Genomic DNA, 14,809 nt, shown 5'->3' on the forward strand with positions numbered 1-14,809 from the left:
AAATCGAAACGGACCTCGCTGCCGGCAAGTTCGCGGCTGAACCATTCGGCTGGCAGGGCATCGCCGCATCTGAAGCAAGCCTGCAGCGCTGCGCCGAACTCGCCAATGCCGCGCAGTTCGGCAAAGCGGCGCCCCCGAAGAATATTGGAGCACTCGCTCCGGGCGCCAAGATTCGCGTCGGCTACCTCTCAGGCGAATTTCGCGAACAGGCGACGTCCCTTCTGCTGGTCGGTGTGCTCGAACAGCATGACACGAGCGCCTTCGAGATCGTCGCCTTCGACAATGGTTTTGACGACGACGGGCCGACGCGGCAGCGCATTGCGCGGGCGGTCGATCGCATCGTCGACATCTCGGCGATGGGAGATGTCGAGGCGACGGCCGCAATCCGCGCGCAGGGCATCGACATTCTCGTCAATCTCAACGGCTATTTCGGCGGCCAGCGGAATGGCGTGTTTGCCCGGCGCGCGGCGCCGATCCAGGTCAACTATCTCGGCTTTCCCGGTACGCTCGGCGCCGGCTTCATGGACTACATCATCGCCGACCCGCATGTCTTGCCGGCCGAGCATCGCCGGTTCTACAGCGAGAAGGTCGCCTGGCTGCCGCATTGCTATCAGGCCAATGACGATCGCCGCCCCATCGCGGCGGAGAGTCCTGCGCGCGAAGACTGTGGCCTGCCATCGGACGGTTTTGTCTTTTGTTGCTTCAACAACGCCTACAAGATCACGCCTGCTGTCTTCGATAGCTGGATGCGTATTATCCTCGGTGTTGAGGGAAGCGTTCTCTGGCTCCTCGATGACAACGAAACCGCCGTTGCGAATCTCCGCCGCGAAGCTGAACGGCGTGGTGTCGATCCGGCGCGGCTGATTTTCGCAAGGCGCCTGCCGCCTGCCGAACATCTGGCGCGACATCGCTGTGCCGATCTGTTTCTGGATACGTTGCCTTACAATGCGCATACGACCGCAAGCGATGCGCTATGGGCAGGATTGCCGCTGCTCACTTGCGAAGGACGCACTTTTGCAGGACGCGTCGCGGCCAGCTTGCTTCGTGCGCTTGATCTGCCGGAATTGATCACGCGCGACAGCAGAGAATTCGAAGCACGTGCGATCGAACTGGCGCGGCATCCGATGCAGTTGCCAGCTATCCGCGCGAAACTGGCCCATGGCCGTTCGGTCGCGCCATTGTTCGATACACGGCAGATAACCCGCGACATCGAAACGGCCTTCAGAACGATGCAGCAGCGGCGGATGGCCGGGCTCGCACCGCAGCATTTTACGGTAACGCCATAACCCGCAACAATAAAACCGATTGATTGAGTAAATCAGGTATTGCGCTCAACGATCTTGCTCATGTAATCTTTTTGCTGCGCAGCCGGCAATTTCATTGACGGCCAAGTCTCTCAGGAGACTGCGTCTAATGTAGACCTCCGAAGCCATCGGCGATGCCCCGCCGGTGGCTTTTCGGTTTGTGCGTTCTGCACGCGCAAGATGCGGTTGCGGGCATCAATATTTCTGTTTGCGCGGTATCATGGTCGGATCGAGTCCAGTTGGCGTTAATGGCTTGTTAACGCCTTATTTCGACGGCCTGCGGCACTCCCGAATCGCCCAACCTCCTCAAATCGCAATGGAATCACTGCTCGCCACGGCAGCAACGCGCGCTTGTTTCGGTCGCATGCAGCTCACGATTATGGCGAACTAACCGTGCGCGCATAGCAGTTCTGCCGGGCTATCTGGCAGAAATTGCTCATGAATTCTTGATTTTTGGAATTGTTGTGGCTAAAAAGCGCACATCGTGGAGAGTATGAATTATGGCGCATAACTACGCAATCAATGACGACGTCCACCACCAGCTGCAGGGTCCGCAGGGCCGCACCGGTGCCCGTGAGCGCGCGATTTACACCATCACCGGTCGCCTGCCGATCGAAGCCGATGGTCGTGCCCGTTATCGCATCCGCAGCAAGGCCGACAATGTCGAGCGTGTTGTGACCGAGGAGCAGATCAGCCCGCTCGGTTGATCCTTCCGCCGCCCGCCATCGGCGGTTCCGATGGCGCGGCTGGCAATCCCCTTCTTTCCCTTCATCGATAAAGCGTTGCGGGCTCGGCCATCAGGTCGGGCCGTAATGCTTTATGCGTAGGGTCTCGCACCGTTGTGCCGCCTGCTGTGGGTTGCAGCCGGACTAAGCCACGCTCTATGTTGATGCGCGAGGCGGACATCATCCAGGCCACACACGCTTCTGCGTGCAACCTCGTGACCATGTGGCGGTCGGAGCGAAACGCAGTTGATCGACAAGCTGGAATTACTGCTGTCCCTTGCCAAGGAGCGCCATTTTGGCCGCGCCGCGGAGGCTTGCGGCGTGACGCAACCGACCATGTCCACCAGCCTGAAACAGCTCGAGGACATGCTGGGCGTGATGCTCGTGCAGCGTGGTTCGCGTTTCCAGGGATTTACGCCGGAAGGCGAGCGTGCGCTCGACTGGGCGCGCCGCATCGTCGGCGATGCCCGCGCCATGAAGCAGGAAATCAACGGCCTCAAGGACAGCCTGTCCGGCGAGATCCGTATTGCCGCGATCCCGACCGTGCTCGGCATGGTGGCGTCGCTGACCACGCCGTTCCGCGCCAGGCATCCGGATGTCCAGTTCCGTATCGTGTCCTGCACTTCGGCTGCGGTGCTCGGCCTGCTGGAAAATCTCGAGGTCGATGCCGGGCTGACCTATATCGAGAACGAGCCGCTCGGAAAGGTGCGCTCGATCCCGCTCTACAAGGAGAGCTATCGCCTCCTGACCTCGCCGGACGGTATGTTCGGGGACCGCAAGCAGGTCACCTGGGCCGAGGTCGGCCAGGTGCCGCTGTGCCTCCTGACGCCCGACATGCAGAACCGCCGCATCATCGATCGCGCGCTCAAATCGGTCGGCGCGGAGGCTCGGCCGACGCTGACGTCCAATTCGATCATCGTTTTGTATACGCACGTGAAAACCGGCCGCTGGGCCAGCGTGATGCCGGCCAAGCTGGCGGAGACGCTGGGTCTTACCTCCACCGGCTCCGTTCGGATGATCCCGATCGTCGACCCCATCGTGAATTATGGCGTCGGTCTGGTGGTTCCGCAGCGCGATCCGATGACGCCGCTGGTGGCTGCGCTGGTGCAGGTCGCCCGCGAAGTGGCGCCGTCGCTGGAAAGCTGAGCTCTGGCGTAGGGCGGATGAGCGCAGCGTCATCCGCCGCGGAGTTTCACCAAGCACTCGGCCGGCGGATTACGCCTTCGGCTCATGCGCCCTACGGCACGGCGTCCTCAGCTCCCTGCGTCAAAATGGCCAACTCCGCCAATCGCTTGATGCCTTTTCCGTATCGCAGCATGAGACAGCTTTATTGATCTTTGGATCGATTCCAATTTTGATCGGTTTTCTAAGATTACCAAAGAGTGCCCGGGATGAACGCTGTCTACGAACCCAATAGGTTTGAACCTTGGAGCGCTGCGCGCTGTACCGAGATCATCATCAGCCATTCCCATGTGGAAGGCGGGGTGATCGTGATCCTGCATGCGATCCAGGAGGTCTTCGGCTATGTCCCGGAGCCCGCCATTCCGATGATCGCCGAGGCGCGCAACCTGTCGCGCGCCGAGGTCCATGGCGTGTTCACCTTCTATCATGACTTCCGGCATGAGCCGGCCGGCAAGCGCGTGCTGAAGATCTGCCGCGCCGAGGCATGCCAGGCCGCCGGTGGCGATGCGCTTGCGGCACGCGCGGAACAGCAACTTGGCGTCAAGCTCGGCAACACCACCGCCGATGACCGCGTGACGCTGGAGCCGATCTACTGCCTCGGCCTCTGCGCCACTGCGCCATCGGCCATGCTCGATGGCAAACTGGTCGGTCGCCTCGATGAGAAGCGCATGGATGCGCTGGTTGCGGAGGCACAGCGATGACCTCGTCTAACAAGACTTTGAAGATTTACATCCCGCGCGATGCCGCCGCTGTTTGTGTCGGCGCCGACGAACTCGTCACTGCGTTCGAAGCGCAGGCCGAGCAGCGCAAGCTCGACATCGAAATCATCCGCAACGGTTCGCGCGGCCTGCTCTGGCTCGAGCCGATGGTCGAAGTCGTCACACCGAAGGGCCGCGTTGCTTTCGGCCCGGTCGAGGACAAGGACGTCGCCTCGGTGCTCGATGCGATGGTCGCCGACGGCCCGCATGATCTCCGCCTCGGCATTGCCGACGACATCAGCTGGCTGAAAAAGCAGACTCGTCTCACTTTTGTCCGTTGCGGCGTCGTCGATCCGCGCTCGGTCGCCGATTACGAAGCGCATGGCGGCTACAAGGGCCTCGCTCGCGCGCTGACCATGGATGGCGCCGGCATCATCGCCGATGTCACCACCTCCGGCCTGCGCGGCCGTGGCGGTGCGGGCTTCCCCACCGGCATCAAGTGGAAGACCGTTGCCGATGCCCAAGCCGATCGCAAGTTCATCGTCTGCAATGCGGACGAGGGCGACAGCGGCACCTTTGCCGACCGCATGATCATGGAAGGCGATCCCTTCGTGGTGATCGAGGGCATGACCATCGCCGGCATCGCGGTGGGCGCCACCAAGGGCTACATCTATATCCGCTCGGAATATCCGCATGCCGTCGAGGCGATGAATGCGGGCATTGCTGCTGCGAAACGCGCTGGCTGGCTCGGCGACAAGATCAAGGGCTCGGCGCATTCATTCGATCTCGAAGTCCGCGTCGGCGCCGGCGCCTATGTTTGCGGCGAAGAGACGTCGCTGCTGGAGTCGCTCGAAGGCCGCCGTGGTCTGGTCCGCGCCAAGCCGCCGCTGCCGGCGCATAAGGGTCTGTTCGGCAAGCCGACGGTCATCAACAACGTGCTGTCCTTCGCGGCCATCCCGTTCATTCTCGACAATGGTGCGAAGGCCTACGCCGATTACGGCATGGGCCGTTCGCGCGGCACCATGCCGATCCAGCTCGCCGGCAATGTGAAGTTCGGCGGCCTGTTCGAAGTCGCCTTCGGCATCACGCTGGGCGAACTCGTCGATGACATTGGCGGCGGCACATTTACGGGCAAGCCGGTGCGCGCGGTGCAGGTCGGCGGCCCGCTCGGCGCTTACTTCCCGCGCGAATTGTTCGACACGCCGTTCGACTACGAAGCCTTCGCCAAGCGCGATGGCCTGATCGGCCATGGCGGCATCGTGATCTTCGACGACACGGTCGACATGTCGAAGCAGGCGCGCTTCGCCATGGAGTTCTGCGCCATCGAATCCTGCGGCAAGTGCACGCCCTGCCGCATCGGCTCCACCCGCGGTGTCGAGACCATCGACAAGATCCGCCGCGGCGAACGCGTGGCCGAGAATATCGCGGTGCTGCAGGATCTCTCCAACACCATGAAATTCGGCTCGCTCTGCGCGCTGGGCGGCTTCACGCCGTATCCGGTGATGAGCGCGCTCAAGCATTTCCCCGATGATTTCGGCCCGGCGCCGCAAATCCAGGCCGCAGAGTAAAGGAGCACATCATGTCGCTCGTTCACGAAACCGATTACGGCACTCCGAAGTCCAAGTCCGAAAAGATGGTGACGCTGACCATCGATGGTCAGAGCATCAGCGTGCCCGAGGGCACGTCGATCATGCGCGCGGCCATGGAGATGGGCACGAAGATCCCGAAACTGTGCGCCACCGACATGGTGGATGCATTCGGCTCCTGCCGCATGTGTCTGGTCGAGATCGAAGGCCGGGCAGGCACGCCGGCCTCCTGCACCACGCCGGCGATGGAAGGCCTCGTCGTTCACACCCAGAACGCCCGCCTGGCCGCGCTGCGCAAGGGCGTGATGGAGCTCTACATCTCCGACCATCCGCTCGACTGCCTGACCTGCGCCGCCAACGGCGACTGCGAATTGCAGGATGTCGCCGGTGAGGTCGGCCTGCGCGATGTGCGTTACGGCTATGACGGCGAGAACCACGTCTTCGCCAAGACCGGCCCGAAGCACACCCATCATTCGCCGGAGTCCTGCGAGAACGATCGCTGGATGGCGAAGGACGAATCCAATCCGTATTTCACCTACGACCCGTCCAAGTGCATTGTCTGCTCGCGCTGCGTCCGCGCCTGCGAGGAAGTGCAGGGCACCTTTGCACTGACCATCTCCGGTCGCGGTTTTGACAGCCGCGTCTCGCCGGGCATGAGCGAGTCTTTCCTCGGTTCGGAATGCGTCTCCTGCGGCGCCTGCGTGCAGGCCTGTCCGACCGCGACTCTGACCGAGAAGGCCGTCATCGAGATCGGCCAGCCCGAGCATTCCAAGGTCACCACCTGCGCCTAGTGCGGCGTCGGCTGCACCTTCAAGGCGGAAATGCGCGGCGAGGAGCTGGTCCGCATGGTGCCGTACAAGGACGGCAAGGCCAATCGCGGTCATTCCTGCGTCAAGGGCCGCTTCGCCTGGGGCTATGCGAACCACAAGGAACGCATCCTCCATCCGATGATCCGCGACAAGATCACCGAACCGTGGCGCGAAGTGTCGTGGGACGAGGCGTTCAATTTCGCCGCCAGCAAGTTCAAGGGCATTCAGGCCAAGTACGGCAAGGATGCCGTCGGTGGCATCACCTCGTCACGCTGCACCAATGAAGAAGTCTATGTGGTGCAGAAGCTGATCCGCGCCGGCTTCGGCAACAACAATGTCGATACCTGCGCCCGTGTCTGCCATTCGCCGACCGGTTATGGCCTGTCGTCGACCTTCGGCACCTCGGCCGGCACCCAGGATTTCGACTCAGTGGAAGACACCGATGTCGTCGTCATCATTGGCGCCAATCCGACCGATGGCCATCCGGTGTTCGCCTCGCGCCTGAAGAAGCGCCTGCGCCAGGGCGCCAAGCTGATCGTCGTCGATCCGCGCCGCACCGACATCGTGCGCTCGGCTCACATTGAAGCACAGCACCATCTGCCGCTGCTGCCCGGCACCAATGTCGCCGTGCTCACGGCGATGGCGCATGTCATCGTCACCGAAGGCCTGGTCAACGAGACCTTCGTGCGCGAGCGTTGCGACTGGAGCGAGTTCGAGGACTGGGCGAGCTTCGTCGCCGAACCCTCGCGCAGCCCGGAAGCCACCGCCATCCAGACCGGTGTCGATCCGAAGGAACTGCGTGCGGCCGCCCGTCTCTATGCCACCGGCGGTAATGGCGCGATCTATTACGGCCTCGGCGTCACCGAGCACAGCCAGGGCTCGACTACGGTCATCGCCATCGCCAATCTCGCCATGGCAACCGGCAATATCGGCCGCTCCGGCGTCGGCGTGAATCCGCTGCGCGGCCAGAACAATGTGCAGGGCTCCTGCGACATGGGCTCGTTCCCGCATGAGCTGCCGGGCTATCGCCATCTCTCCGGCGACGCGGTGCGCGAGCAGTTCGAGGCGATGTGGAACGTGAAGCTCAATCCCGAGCCGGGCCTGCGCATTCCCAACATGTTCGACGCCGCCACCGAAGGCACCTTCATGGGCCTCTACGTGCAGGGCGAGGATATCCTGCAGTCCGATCCGAACACCTCGCATGTGGTGGCGGCGCTGTCGTCGATGGAATGTGTCATCGTGCATGACCTCTTCCTCAACGAAACCGCCAACTACGCCCATGTGTTCTTCCCGGGTTCCACCTTCCTGGAGAAGAATGGCACCTTCACCAATGCCGAACGCCGCATCCAGCGCGTCCGCAAGGTGATGTCGCCCAAGAACGGCATGGAAGACTGGGAAGTCACCCTCGGCTTCGCCAAGGCGCTCGGCTTCGAGATGAAGTACAACGATCCGTCCGAGATCATGGACGAGATCGCGGCGCTGACCCCGACCTTCGCCGGCGTCTCCTATGAGAAGCTGGAGAAGGAAGGCTCCGTGCAGTGGCCGTGCAACGAGAAGCAGCCGCTGGGCACGCCGATCATGCACATGAACGGTTTTGTGCGCGGCAAGGGCAAGTTCATGCGCACCGAATATATCGCCACCGACGAACGCACCGGTCCGCGCTTCCCGCTGCTGCTCACCACCGGCCGCATTCTCAGCCAGTACAATGTCGGCGCGCAGACCCGCCGCACCGATAATGTCGTCTGGCACGAGGAAGATCGGCTCGAAATGCATCCGCATGATGCCGAACAGCGCGGTGTCCGCGAAGGCGACTGGGTGCGGCTGCAGAGCCGCGCCGGCGAGACGACGCTGCGTGCGCTCATCACCGAGCGCGTGGCGCCGGGCGTGGTCTATACGACCTTCCATCACCCGACGACGCAGGCCAACGTCATCACCACCGAGTTCTCGGACTGGGCCACCAACTGTCCGGAATACAAGGTGACGGCGGTGCAGATCTCGCCCTCCAACGGCCCGTCGGAATGGCAGAAGGAATATGAGGAGCAGGCTCGCCAGTCGCGCCGTATCGCGCCGCTGGAGGCCGCCGAGTAGTCCATGCACGATCCGGTTCGCAAAGCTGCCCGAAAGGTCTGGCGCCGCAATGGCGTCAGCGAGGGGCTGCGTGCTGTGCCGGAAGAGACGGCGCTGGCGATCACCTATAATGGCGGCACCTATGCCGTCATGATGGGGACGCCGCAGGACTATCAGGACTTCGCCTATGGCTTCAGCCTCAGCGAAGGCGTGGTCGCTGACATCGGCGAGATCGAGAGTTTCGAAGCCGTCGAATTCGATGACGGCGTCGAACTGCGTATGTGGCTGGCGTCAGACAAGGCCGAAAGCATCAGCGCGCGCCGCCGGCAGATCGCCGGTCCCACGGGTTGCGGCCTGTGCGGCATCGACTCCATCACCGAGGCGGTGAAGCCCGCCGCGGTGGTCGCTCCCGGTGGCTCGTTCTCCTTCGATCAGATCATGACGGCGATGGACGCACTGGCGCCGTTGCAGAAGATCAATATCGAGACGCGCGCGGTTCATGCCGCGGCGTTCTGGACGCCGGAGCAGGGCATCGTCGCGCTGCGCGAGGATGTCGGGCGCCATAACGCCCTCGACAAGCTGGCCGGCGCGCTGGCACAGGCAAAGGTCGATGCTGCCAGGGGCATGGTGCTGTTGACCAGCCGTGTCTCGGTGGAAATGGTTCAGAAGACTGCCGCCATCGGCGCACCGCTGATGGTTTCGGTCTCGGCGCCGACCGCATTGGCCATCCGCATGGCGGAAGCTGCAGGCATCACACTGGCTGCGATTGCGCGGTCGGACGGTTTTGAGGTTTTTACACATCCGGGTCGTGTGACGCCGGATGCATCAGGGCAAGAGCATGGACACCCACACGACCACGCACGCATCGTCGTCGCCTGACCGGCTGATCTATATGGCCAATCAGATCGGCGATTTCTTCAAGAGCCAGGGCCACGACCATGCGGTGGCCGGCATTGCCGAGCACATCAAGAAGTTCTGGGATCCGCGCATGCGGAAGAAGATCTTCGAGCACATCGACAATGGCGGGGCAGGGCTGAAGCCGAACGTGCTGGAAGCGATCACGTCGCTGAAGAAGTGACGCCACTCCGCTGTCGTCCCGGCGAACGCCGGGACCCATACACGCTGTCGAGTTCGTAACGCGCGGTCGATATGGCTCTGCCAGAGCCAAACCACCCCGCCGGAGGTTATGGATCCCGGCGTTCGCCGGGATGACACCGAGTCACCCCGCTTCCCCCGGCGTCTGCGCCTTCACCGCCAGCGCATGCACCGTTCCCGCGAGTTCCGCGGCCAGAACCGTGTTCACCATCCGGTGCCTGTCGATCCGGCTCTTCCCTTGGAAGGCCTCCGACACAATATTGACCCTGAAATGGGTTTCACCCTCCGGGCGGTGGCCCATGTGACCGGCATGCAGATGCGATTCATCGGTCACGGTCAGGCTGCGAGGCGCGAAAGCCTCCGTCAGCTTCTTTGTGATGTTATCTTTCATGGTCATGATGACCGGCTTAGCGGCTCAGGCCGCGGGCGGCAATCATGATGTCATGACGGTCAATCGTACGGCGCAGGGGCGCCTGTGAGGGTAATCCGAATGTCAAGACTTGAAGCTTTTTGCGTTGCGTTGTCATAGTCAACCATGCCCATCGACTCATCCAAATTCTTCGACAGTATCCGCATCAAGCCGAACAAGCTGAGCGCGAAGCAGCAGGCCGCTGCCCGCGAGGCTTCGGTCATGTGCGAGTGGCCCGAATGCAAGAACAAGGGCCCGCACCGCGCGCCCAAGGGCCGCGCCCAGGACAAGGAATACTGGCATTTCTGCCTGAACCACGTCCGTGAATACAATCAGGGCTACAACTTCTTCCAGGGCATGGCTCCGGATGCCGTTGCCAGTTACCAGAAGGACGCGCTGACCGGCCATCGTCCGACCTGGAAGATGGGCGCCAATGGCACCAAGGGCAAAGGCAAGTCCGGCGAGGCCAATCTGGATGGCGCCGTCGACCCGTTCTCCATGTTCGACGAGATGAACGGCCTCGGCCGTGGCCGCCGCCGCGCCCAGGCGGAAGCGCCGAAGCCGGAAGAGCGCAAGGTCATGAATGCCGAGCGCAAGGCGCTCCAGGTTATGGGTCTCGGCCCCAGCGCCACGCTCGACGACGTCAAGGCCAAGTACAAGGCGCTGGTCAAACAGCACCACCCCGACGCCAATGGCGGCGACCGCTCCACCGAAGACCGCCTGATCGAAGTCATCAAGGCTTACAACTACTTGAAGACAGTGATCCGGGCTTAAGGCCCGGCTTCGTAGCCCGGATTGCGCTTCGCTCCATCCGGGCCACGGGAAGTGCCCAAAAGCGCACTCACACCTCCGGTTAACCATCCCCGCCGTCCTCGCGCGCCTGCCGCAATTCCGCCCGGCACCCGATCTTCAATCTCTATTGACCATCGCCGAACGGGAACCCGCCGCTCACAGCCGGTTGTGTTGCGAGCCCGGCGCCGTAAGGCTAATATTTCGGAAGGAATTAGGACTAATTTGTCCGCATTTCCTTGGGGTGTCGGTGACCCGCCGGCTGTGGAGTTTCGTCTTGATCAATCGCTCGCTTGTTCGCGCGCTGCTCACCTCGGCCATCTTGTCGGCCGGTGCGTTGTTGGCTGGCTGCAATGGCGAGCAGATGTCGCTGGCGAGCAATGCCAAGGCCAACAAGCCGATCCCGGAAAAGATGCTGGCCGAAATGGCCGCCAAGGACATGGACCCGCAGTCGCCCTTGCTGATCCGCATCTTCAAGCAGGAAGCCGAGCTCGAAGTCTGGAAGCAGAACCGCAATGGCCAGTTCGCGCTGCTGAAGACCTATCCGATCTGCCGCTGGTCGGGCGATCTCGGACCAAAAATCAAGGAAGGCGATCGTCAGGCGCCGGAAGGCTTCTATTCGATCACGCCGGGCCAGATGAATCCGCAGTCGTCGTTCTATCTGTCCTTCAACATGGGCTATCCGAACGCTTTCGATCGATCGCTCGGCCGCACCGGCTCGCAGCTGATGGTGCATGGCGATTGCTCGTCGCGCGGCTGCTACGCCATGACCGACGAGCAGATCTCGGAAGTCTATTCGTTCGGCCGCGAGAGTTTCTTCGGCGGTCAGCGCGCCTTCCAGGTGCAGGCCTATCCGTTCCGCATGACGCCGGTGAACATGGCGCGTCATCGCAGCAATCCGAACATGCCGTTCTGGAAGATGATCAAGCAGGGCTATGATCATTTCGAGGTGACGAAGCAGGAGCCGAAGGTCGAGTTCTGCGAGCAGCGCTACGTGTTCGATCCGGTGGTGCCGAATGCGACCCCGACGCGCCCGGCGATGTTCAATGCATCGATGAAATGCCCGGTCTATGAAGTGCCGGCCGAAATCGCCGACGCCGTCCGCGCCAAGGAAGCGGCGGACGATGCCAAGACCGCGGAGCTGATCTCCAAGGGCACGCCGATGGCGCAGCGCCGTCCGGATATCGATGGCGGCATGAACCGCATCTTCGCCTCCAAGATTCCGGAAGGCTCCACCGGCCTGTCCGAGCCGGATCTGCCGGGCAATGCGAGCGTCGCCTACACCCGCGCGCCGGGCACCATCCCGCCGCATGTGAACCCGCCGAAGGCGACCGCCATGGCAACGGCCTCGCCGTCGTTTGCGGCCTCGATGTTCTCGAACTCGGATGACACCGCTGCTCCCGCAGCGCCGGCCGCAGAGGCCACCACGCGCGTTGCCTCGGCATCGTCGAATGGCGGCTTCTTCAGCAATCTCGCGAAGAAGGTCGGCATGGGCGGCGATGACACCACCGCGACGGCAACGCCGGCGCCGTCGCCTGCCGCCGTGCCGGTGCCCGCAGCGAAGCCGAAGGCCGCCGTCACCAACCGCGCCAGCCCGCCAGCACCCGCGAAGCCCGCTGCGGCTCCGACCGCTGTCGCCACCGCCCGTCCGCCGCTGAAGCCGACGGTCGTCGCCGAGCCTGCCGCACCTGCGGGCTCATCACTGTCGGGCGCTGCTCCGGTCGTCTCGGGCAATTCCTTCGACAGCCGCTTCCAGGCGCTGCGGTGAGGCTTCGCGTACCTTACTCTATTGATACGGATGTTCGATATGCATCGCGTGTCCACGGCGATTATTTGACTTCGTAGTTCGTTGTCGGCAAAGGCGTCGTCGTAAGTGGCGCACCTGGAATCGGAGTTGCCACAAACACGACAGGCGCCGCAACGGCGGCAACTGGTGCTGCTGCTCCTTTGATGACAATTGTTTCGTTGGTCTTGGCGACAACAATGGCGGGTTTGGTAGCTAGTCCATCCATTTTGGCTTGAATGGATGACAAAGAACAAAGACTGGCAAATTCCTTGATATAGATGTCAGCGAGGCAATAGTTGTCTCGCGATTTCATATCGGCCGCTTGCCAGCCACTCGAGTTGGTGATGATCGTTTTCTCGTAATCGTCCATCGCCTGTTTCGTAAGGGCCTCAATCTGCGAGGCGTAGGGCGAGAATGTGTACACTTCGACGAAATCCTGGATGATGGAGTCGGCGAGGATGACGCCGGCGGCCGTCAGGCTGATCGCCTTTGCGGAAGCAAAGGTTGCATTGAGCGCAGTGGTCGCGAACAGCGCGCTCGAATCCAGGGCCCTTCTTGAAAATCGGGCTCTTCGATTCTCCTCGGCGATCCCGTCGAAGAAACCCCTGCATAGGCCTTTGATCTCTGAGAACCCGTATCGAACATACATGTAGGGGGAAAGGTCGGCCCCGGTACGCGGTGGCGTACCCGCAGCTGATGCAAAGCCATATTGTCCGCAAGACTGGGCATTCTGGGTAATAGTGTTGGGATTGATATTAGAATTTACCGGCGCCGAAATGCATGACGTCAAACATGTTGCGCTGATGATCGCGACTAAACCGATATGTGATTGTTTCATTGAAAGCCCCTCCGCTCGAGGGGAGCTTTCAAGAAAAATCTAAGATTGTGAAATGATAAGTATCGCCTTAAGCGGGATTGTTAATATCGGGGATAGTGGTGATAGTGCACTAAAAGGACTTGAAACGGAGATGGCTAACCTCTCGGCGCCTAGGTCATCCCTGCGGGGCGGTCCTTCACGCGCTTCACCACCGTCACCTCGCGCACGCCATCCAGCTCCTGCAATTTTTCCGGATAGGTCGCGATATCCTGCGACGACACCTTGCTGAGCAGGATCGACAGTTCGTCGATCCCCTGCGGATCGCGCGTCTCCACCAGAAACCGTTTCACCTGGCCGGGGCGCAGCGTCAGCGTCTCGCGTAGCAGCTCCGGCGTCAGCGCGTTGTTCTCGACCTCCACCTTCAGCATGCAGGTCTGGCTGCGCGCGCGATAGGCTTCCTCCAGCGGCTTCATGCCGGCGAGGATGAGCAGGATGATCACCGTCGATGCGCCCGCGGCGAGATAGAGGCCACCGCCGACCGCGAGCCCGATCGCCGCGACGGTCCACACACTGGCGGCCGTCGTCAGCCCCTTGACGATCTCGCCGCGCACCAGGATCGCGCCCGCGCCGAGAAAGCCGATCCCCGACACCACCTGCGCCGCGATGCGCGAGGGATCGAGCACCACGTGATCATGGGTGAGGATGTGGCTGAAGCCGTATTGCGAGACCAGCATGATCAGGCAGGAGCCGACGCAGACCAGCATATGGGTGCGAATGCCCGCCGCCCACAGCAGCCGCTCGCGCTCGAAGCCGATCAGGCTGCCAAGCGCGGCGGCGGAGAGCAGGCGGATCATCATCTCGGTGTCGGATAGCATCGGCAGTTCCTCGCGAAGTCCGCGAGGATGGCAACGATGGGGAGGACAGGCAAGTTCCTGTCGGTTGTGATATTGGACTTGGCGATGGCCGTCATCTCCCTTCCCCCTTGTGGGGAAGGGCCGGGGATGGGGGGCCGCACGCTCCGTCGATGTGATTGAGGTCGCTCCATGAACGATCGCCAGCACGCCTTCGCCTGCCAGATGCGCCGCGAGCCAACAGACGCCGAGCGAAAACTCTGGCCACGGCTGAAACACGACATCACGCTCGCCGGATCACACTTCCGGCGTCAGGCGCTCATCGGTCCGTTCATCGTCGATTTTGCTAGTCGTAAGGCGAGGCTGGTGATCGAAATCGATGGCGGTCAGCATGATTGGCTGCGCGAAGCAGATGCGCGCCGCACTGCTTATATTGAAGCCCGCGGCTATCGCGTGCTTCGTTTCTGGAATCACGAGGTCTTCGAGAATATTGATGGAGTGCTTCAGGTCATCCAGAGCGTGGTGACCCCCATCCCCGACCCTTCCCCGCAAGGGGGAAGGGAGCATTAAGCGCGGCGCTTTTAGCTTAAATCGACGGAGATGCAATTTCGCTCATATCGAGCGACGGCGCTCGGTTCACCCTTCCCCCTTGCGGGGAAGGGCCGGGGCTGGGGGTGCCACAGGCGAAAGC

General features: G+C 62.1%; 12 protein-coding genes and 2 pseudogenes. 11 read left to right on the forward strand and 3 right to left on the reverse strand.

The window, feature by feature from the left end; genetic code table 11:
• The 8 genes and pseudogenes from ACIQ17_RS21960 to ACIQ17_RS21995 form a co-directional block, all read left to right on the forward strand.
• Positions 1–1,286 (forward strand): annotated as a pseudogene (locus tag ACIQ17_RS21960) (hypothetical protein); the annotation flags it as partial.
• A 518-nt stretch (positions 1,287–1,804) separates the two neighbouring features.
• Positions 1,805–2,011, forward strand: a complete 207-nt coding sequence (locus tag ACIQ17_RS21965) for a hypothetical protein (protein ID WP_211910563.1) — start codon at positions 1,805–1,807, stop codon at positions 2,009–2,011.
• 264 nt (positions 2,012–2,275) lie between these two features.
• Positions 2,276–3,175, forward strand: coding sequence for a LysR family transcriptional regulator (locus ACIQ17_RS21970; RefSeq protein WP_398471256.1), 900 nt, complete (start codon positions 2,276–2,278; stop codon positions 3,173–3,175).
• A 245-nt stretch (positions 3,176–3,420) separates the two neighbouring features.
• The gene (locus tag ACIQ17_RS21975) at positions 3,421–3,912 is read left to right on the forward strand and encodes a formate dehydrogenase subunit gamma (protein WP_398471257.1); all 492 of its coding nucleotides are present in this window, start codon (positions 3,421–3,423) and stop codon (positions 3,910–3,912) included.
• Complete coding sequence (locus tag ACIQ17_RS21980) at positions 3,909–5,477, forward strand: formate dehydrogenase beta subunit (RefSeq protein ID WP_398471258.1); 1,569 nt, start codon at positions 3,909–3,911, stop codon at positions 5,475–5,477. The genes ACIQ17_RS21975 and ACIQ17_RS21980 overlap by 4 nt, the downstream gene beginning before the upstream one ends.
• An 11-nt stretch (positions 5,478–5,488) precedes the next feature.
• A pseudogene (gene fdhF / locus ACIQ17_RS21985) lies at positions 5,489–8,392 on the forward strand (formate dehydrogenase subunit alpha).
• A 3-nt stretch (positions 8,393–8,395) separates the two neighbouring features.
• Positions 8,396–9,250: a formate dehydrogenase accessory sulfurtransferase FdhD gene (gene fdhD / locus ACIQ17_RS21990; protein WP_398471259.1), complete on the forward strand. Its 855-nt coding sequence runs from the start codon at positions 8,396–8,398 to the stop codon at positions 9,248–9,250.
• Positions 9,210–9,449 carry a formate dehydrogenase subunit delta gene (locus ACIQ17_RS21995; RefSeq protein ID WP_398471261.1) on the forward strand — a complete coding sequence of 80 codons (240 nt, stop codon included), beginning with the start codon at positions 9,210–9,212 and terminating at the stop codon, positions 9,447–9,449. The genes fdhD and ACIQ17_RS21995 overlap by 41 nt, the downstream gene beginning before the upstream one ends.
• A 141-nt stretch (positions 9,450–9,590) precedes the next feature.
• Here the strand turns inward: ACIQ17_RS21995 and ACIQ17_RS22000 are convergent, their stop codons facing one another.
• Positions 9,591–9,863, reverse strand: a complete 273-nt coding sequence (locus tag ACIQ17_RS22000) for a BolA family protein (protein WP_398471263.1) — start codon at positions 9,861–9,863, stop codon at positions 9,591–9,593.
• A gap of 138 nt (positions 9,864–10,001) precedes the next feature.
• Between ACIQ17_RS22000 and ACIQ17_RS22005 the strand changes: the two genes are divergently transcribed.
• Positions 10,002–10,649, forward strand: coding sequence for a J domain-containing protein (locus ACIQ17_RS22005; protein WP_398471264.1), 648 nt, complete (start codon positions 10,002–10,004; stop codon positions 10,647–10,649).
• A gap of 292 nt (positions 10,650–10,941) precedes the next feature.
• Entirely contained in the window at positions 10,942–12,432 is a 1,491-nt protein-coding gene (locus ACIQ17_RS22010; protein WP_398471266.1) for a hypothetical protein, read from the forward strand.
• Positions 12,433–12,493: 61 nt separating this feature from the next.
• Here the strand turns inward: ACIQ17_RS22010 and ACIQ17_RS22015 are convergent, their stop codons facing one another.
• Both ACIQ17_RS22015 and ACIQ17_RS22020 read right to left on the reverse strand, forming a co-directional pair.
• Entirely contained in the window at positions 12,494–13,288 is a 795-nt protein-coding gene (locus ACIQ17_RS22015) for a hypothetical protein (protein WP_398471268.1), read from the reverse strand.
• Positions 13,289–13,437: 149 nt separating this feature from the next.
• A complete protein-coding gene (locus ACIQ17_RS22020) occupies positions 13,438–14,142 on the reverse strand; it encodes an MgtC/SapB family protein (RefSeq protein ID WP_398471270.1) in 705 nt (234 codons plus the stop codon).
• A gap of 168 nt (positions 14,143–14,310) precedes the next feature.
• Here ACIQ17_RS22020 and ACIQ17_RS22025 point away from each other — a divergent pair, with 168 nt between their 5' ends.
• On the forward strand, positions 14,311–14,688 hold the full coding sequence (locus ACIQ17_RS22025; protein WP_398471271.1) for an endonuclease domain-containing protein: 378 nt from the start codon (positions 14,311–14,313) through the stop codon (positions 14,686–14,688).
• The last annotated feature ends 121 nt before the right edge of the window (positions 14,689–14,809 follow it).

The sequence above is a fragment of the Tardiphaga sp. genome (assembly GCF_044340795.1).
In the GTDB taxonomy this organism is placed as follows: domain Bacteria; phylum Pseudomonadota; class Alphaproteobacteria; order Rhizobiales; family Xanthobacteraceae; genus Tardiphaga.

Bases quoted from the DNA above. Each gene is read 5' to 3' on its own strand.
- ACIQ17_RS22015 (WP_398471268.1), bottom strand. From the start codon at position 13,288: ATGAAACAATCACATATCGGTTTAGTCGCGATCATCAGCGCAACATGT.
- ACIQ17_RS22025 (WP_398471271.1), top strand. From the start codon at position 14,311: ATGAACGATCGCCAGCACGCCTTCGCCTGCCAGATGCGCCGCGAGCCA.
- ACIQ17_RS21965 (WP_211910563.1), top strand. From the start codon at position 1,805: ATGGCGCATAACTACGCAATCAATGACGACGTCCACCACCAGCTGCAG.
- ACIQ17_RS21980 (WP_398471258.1), top strand. From the start codon at position 3,909: ATGACCTCGTCTAACAAGACTTTGAAGATTTACATCCCGCGCGATGCC.
- fdhD (WP_398471259.1), top strand. From the start codon at position 8,396: ATGCACGATCCGGTTCGCAAAGCTGCCCGAAAGGTCTGGCGCCGCAAT.
- ACIQ17_RS22000 (WP_398471263.1), bottom strand. From the start codon at position 9,863: ATGACCATGAAAGATAACATCACAAAGAAGCTGACGGAGGCTTTCGCG.
- ACIQ17_RS22020 (WP_398471270.1), bottom strand. From the start codon at position 14,142: ATGCTATCCGACACCGAGATGATGATCCGCCTGCTCTCCGCCGCCGCG.
- ACIQ17_RS22005 (WP_398471264.1), top strand. From the start codon at position 10,002: ATGCCCATCGACTCATCCAAATTCTTCGACAGTATCCGCATCAAGCCG.
- ACIQ17_RS21975 (WP_398471257.1), top strand. From the start codon at position 3,421: ATGAACGCTGTCTACGAACCCAATAGGTTTGAACCTTGGAGCGCTGCG.
- ACIQ17_RS21995 (WP_398471261.1), top strand. From the start codon at position 9,210: ATGGACACCCACACGACCACGCACGCATCGTCGTCGCCTGACCGGCTG.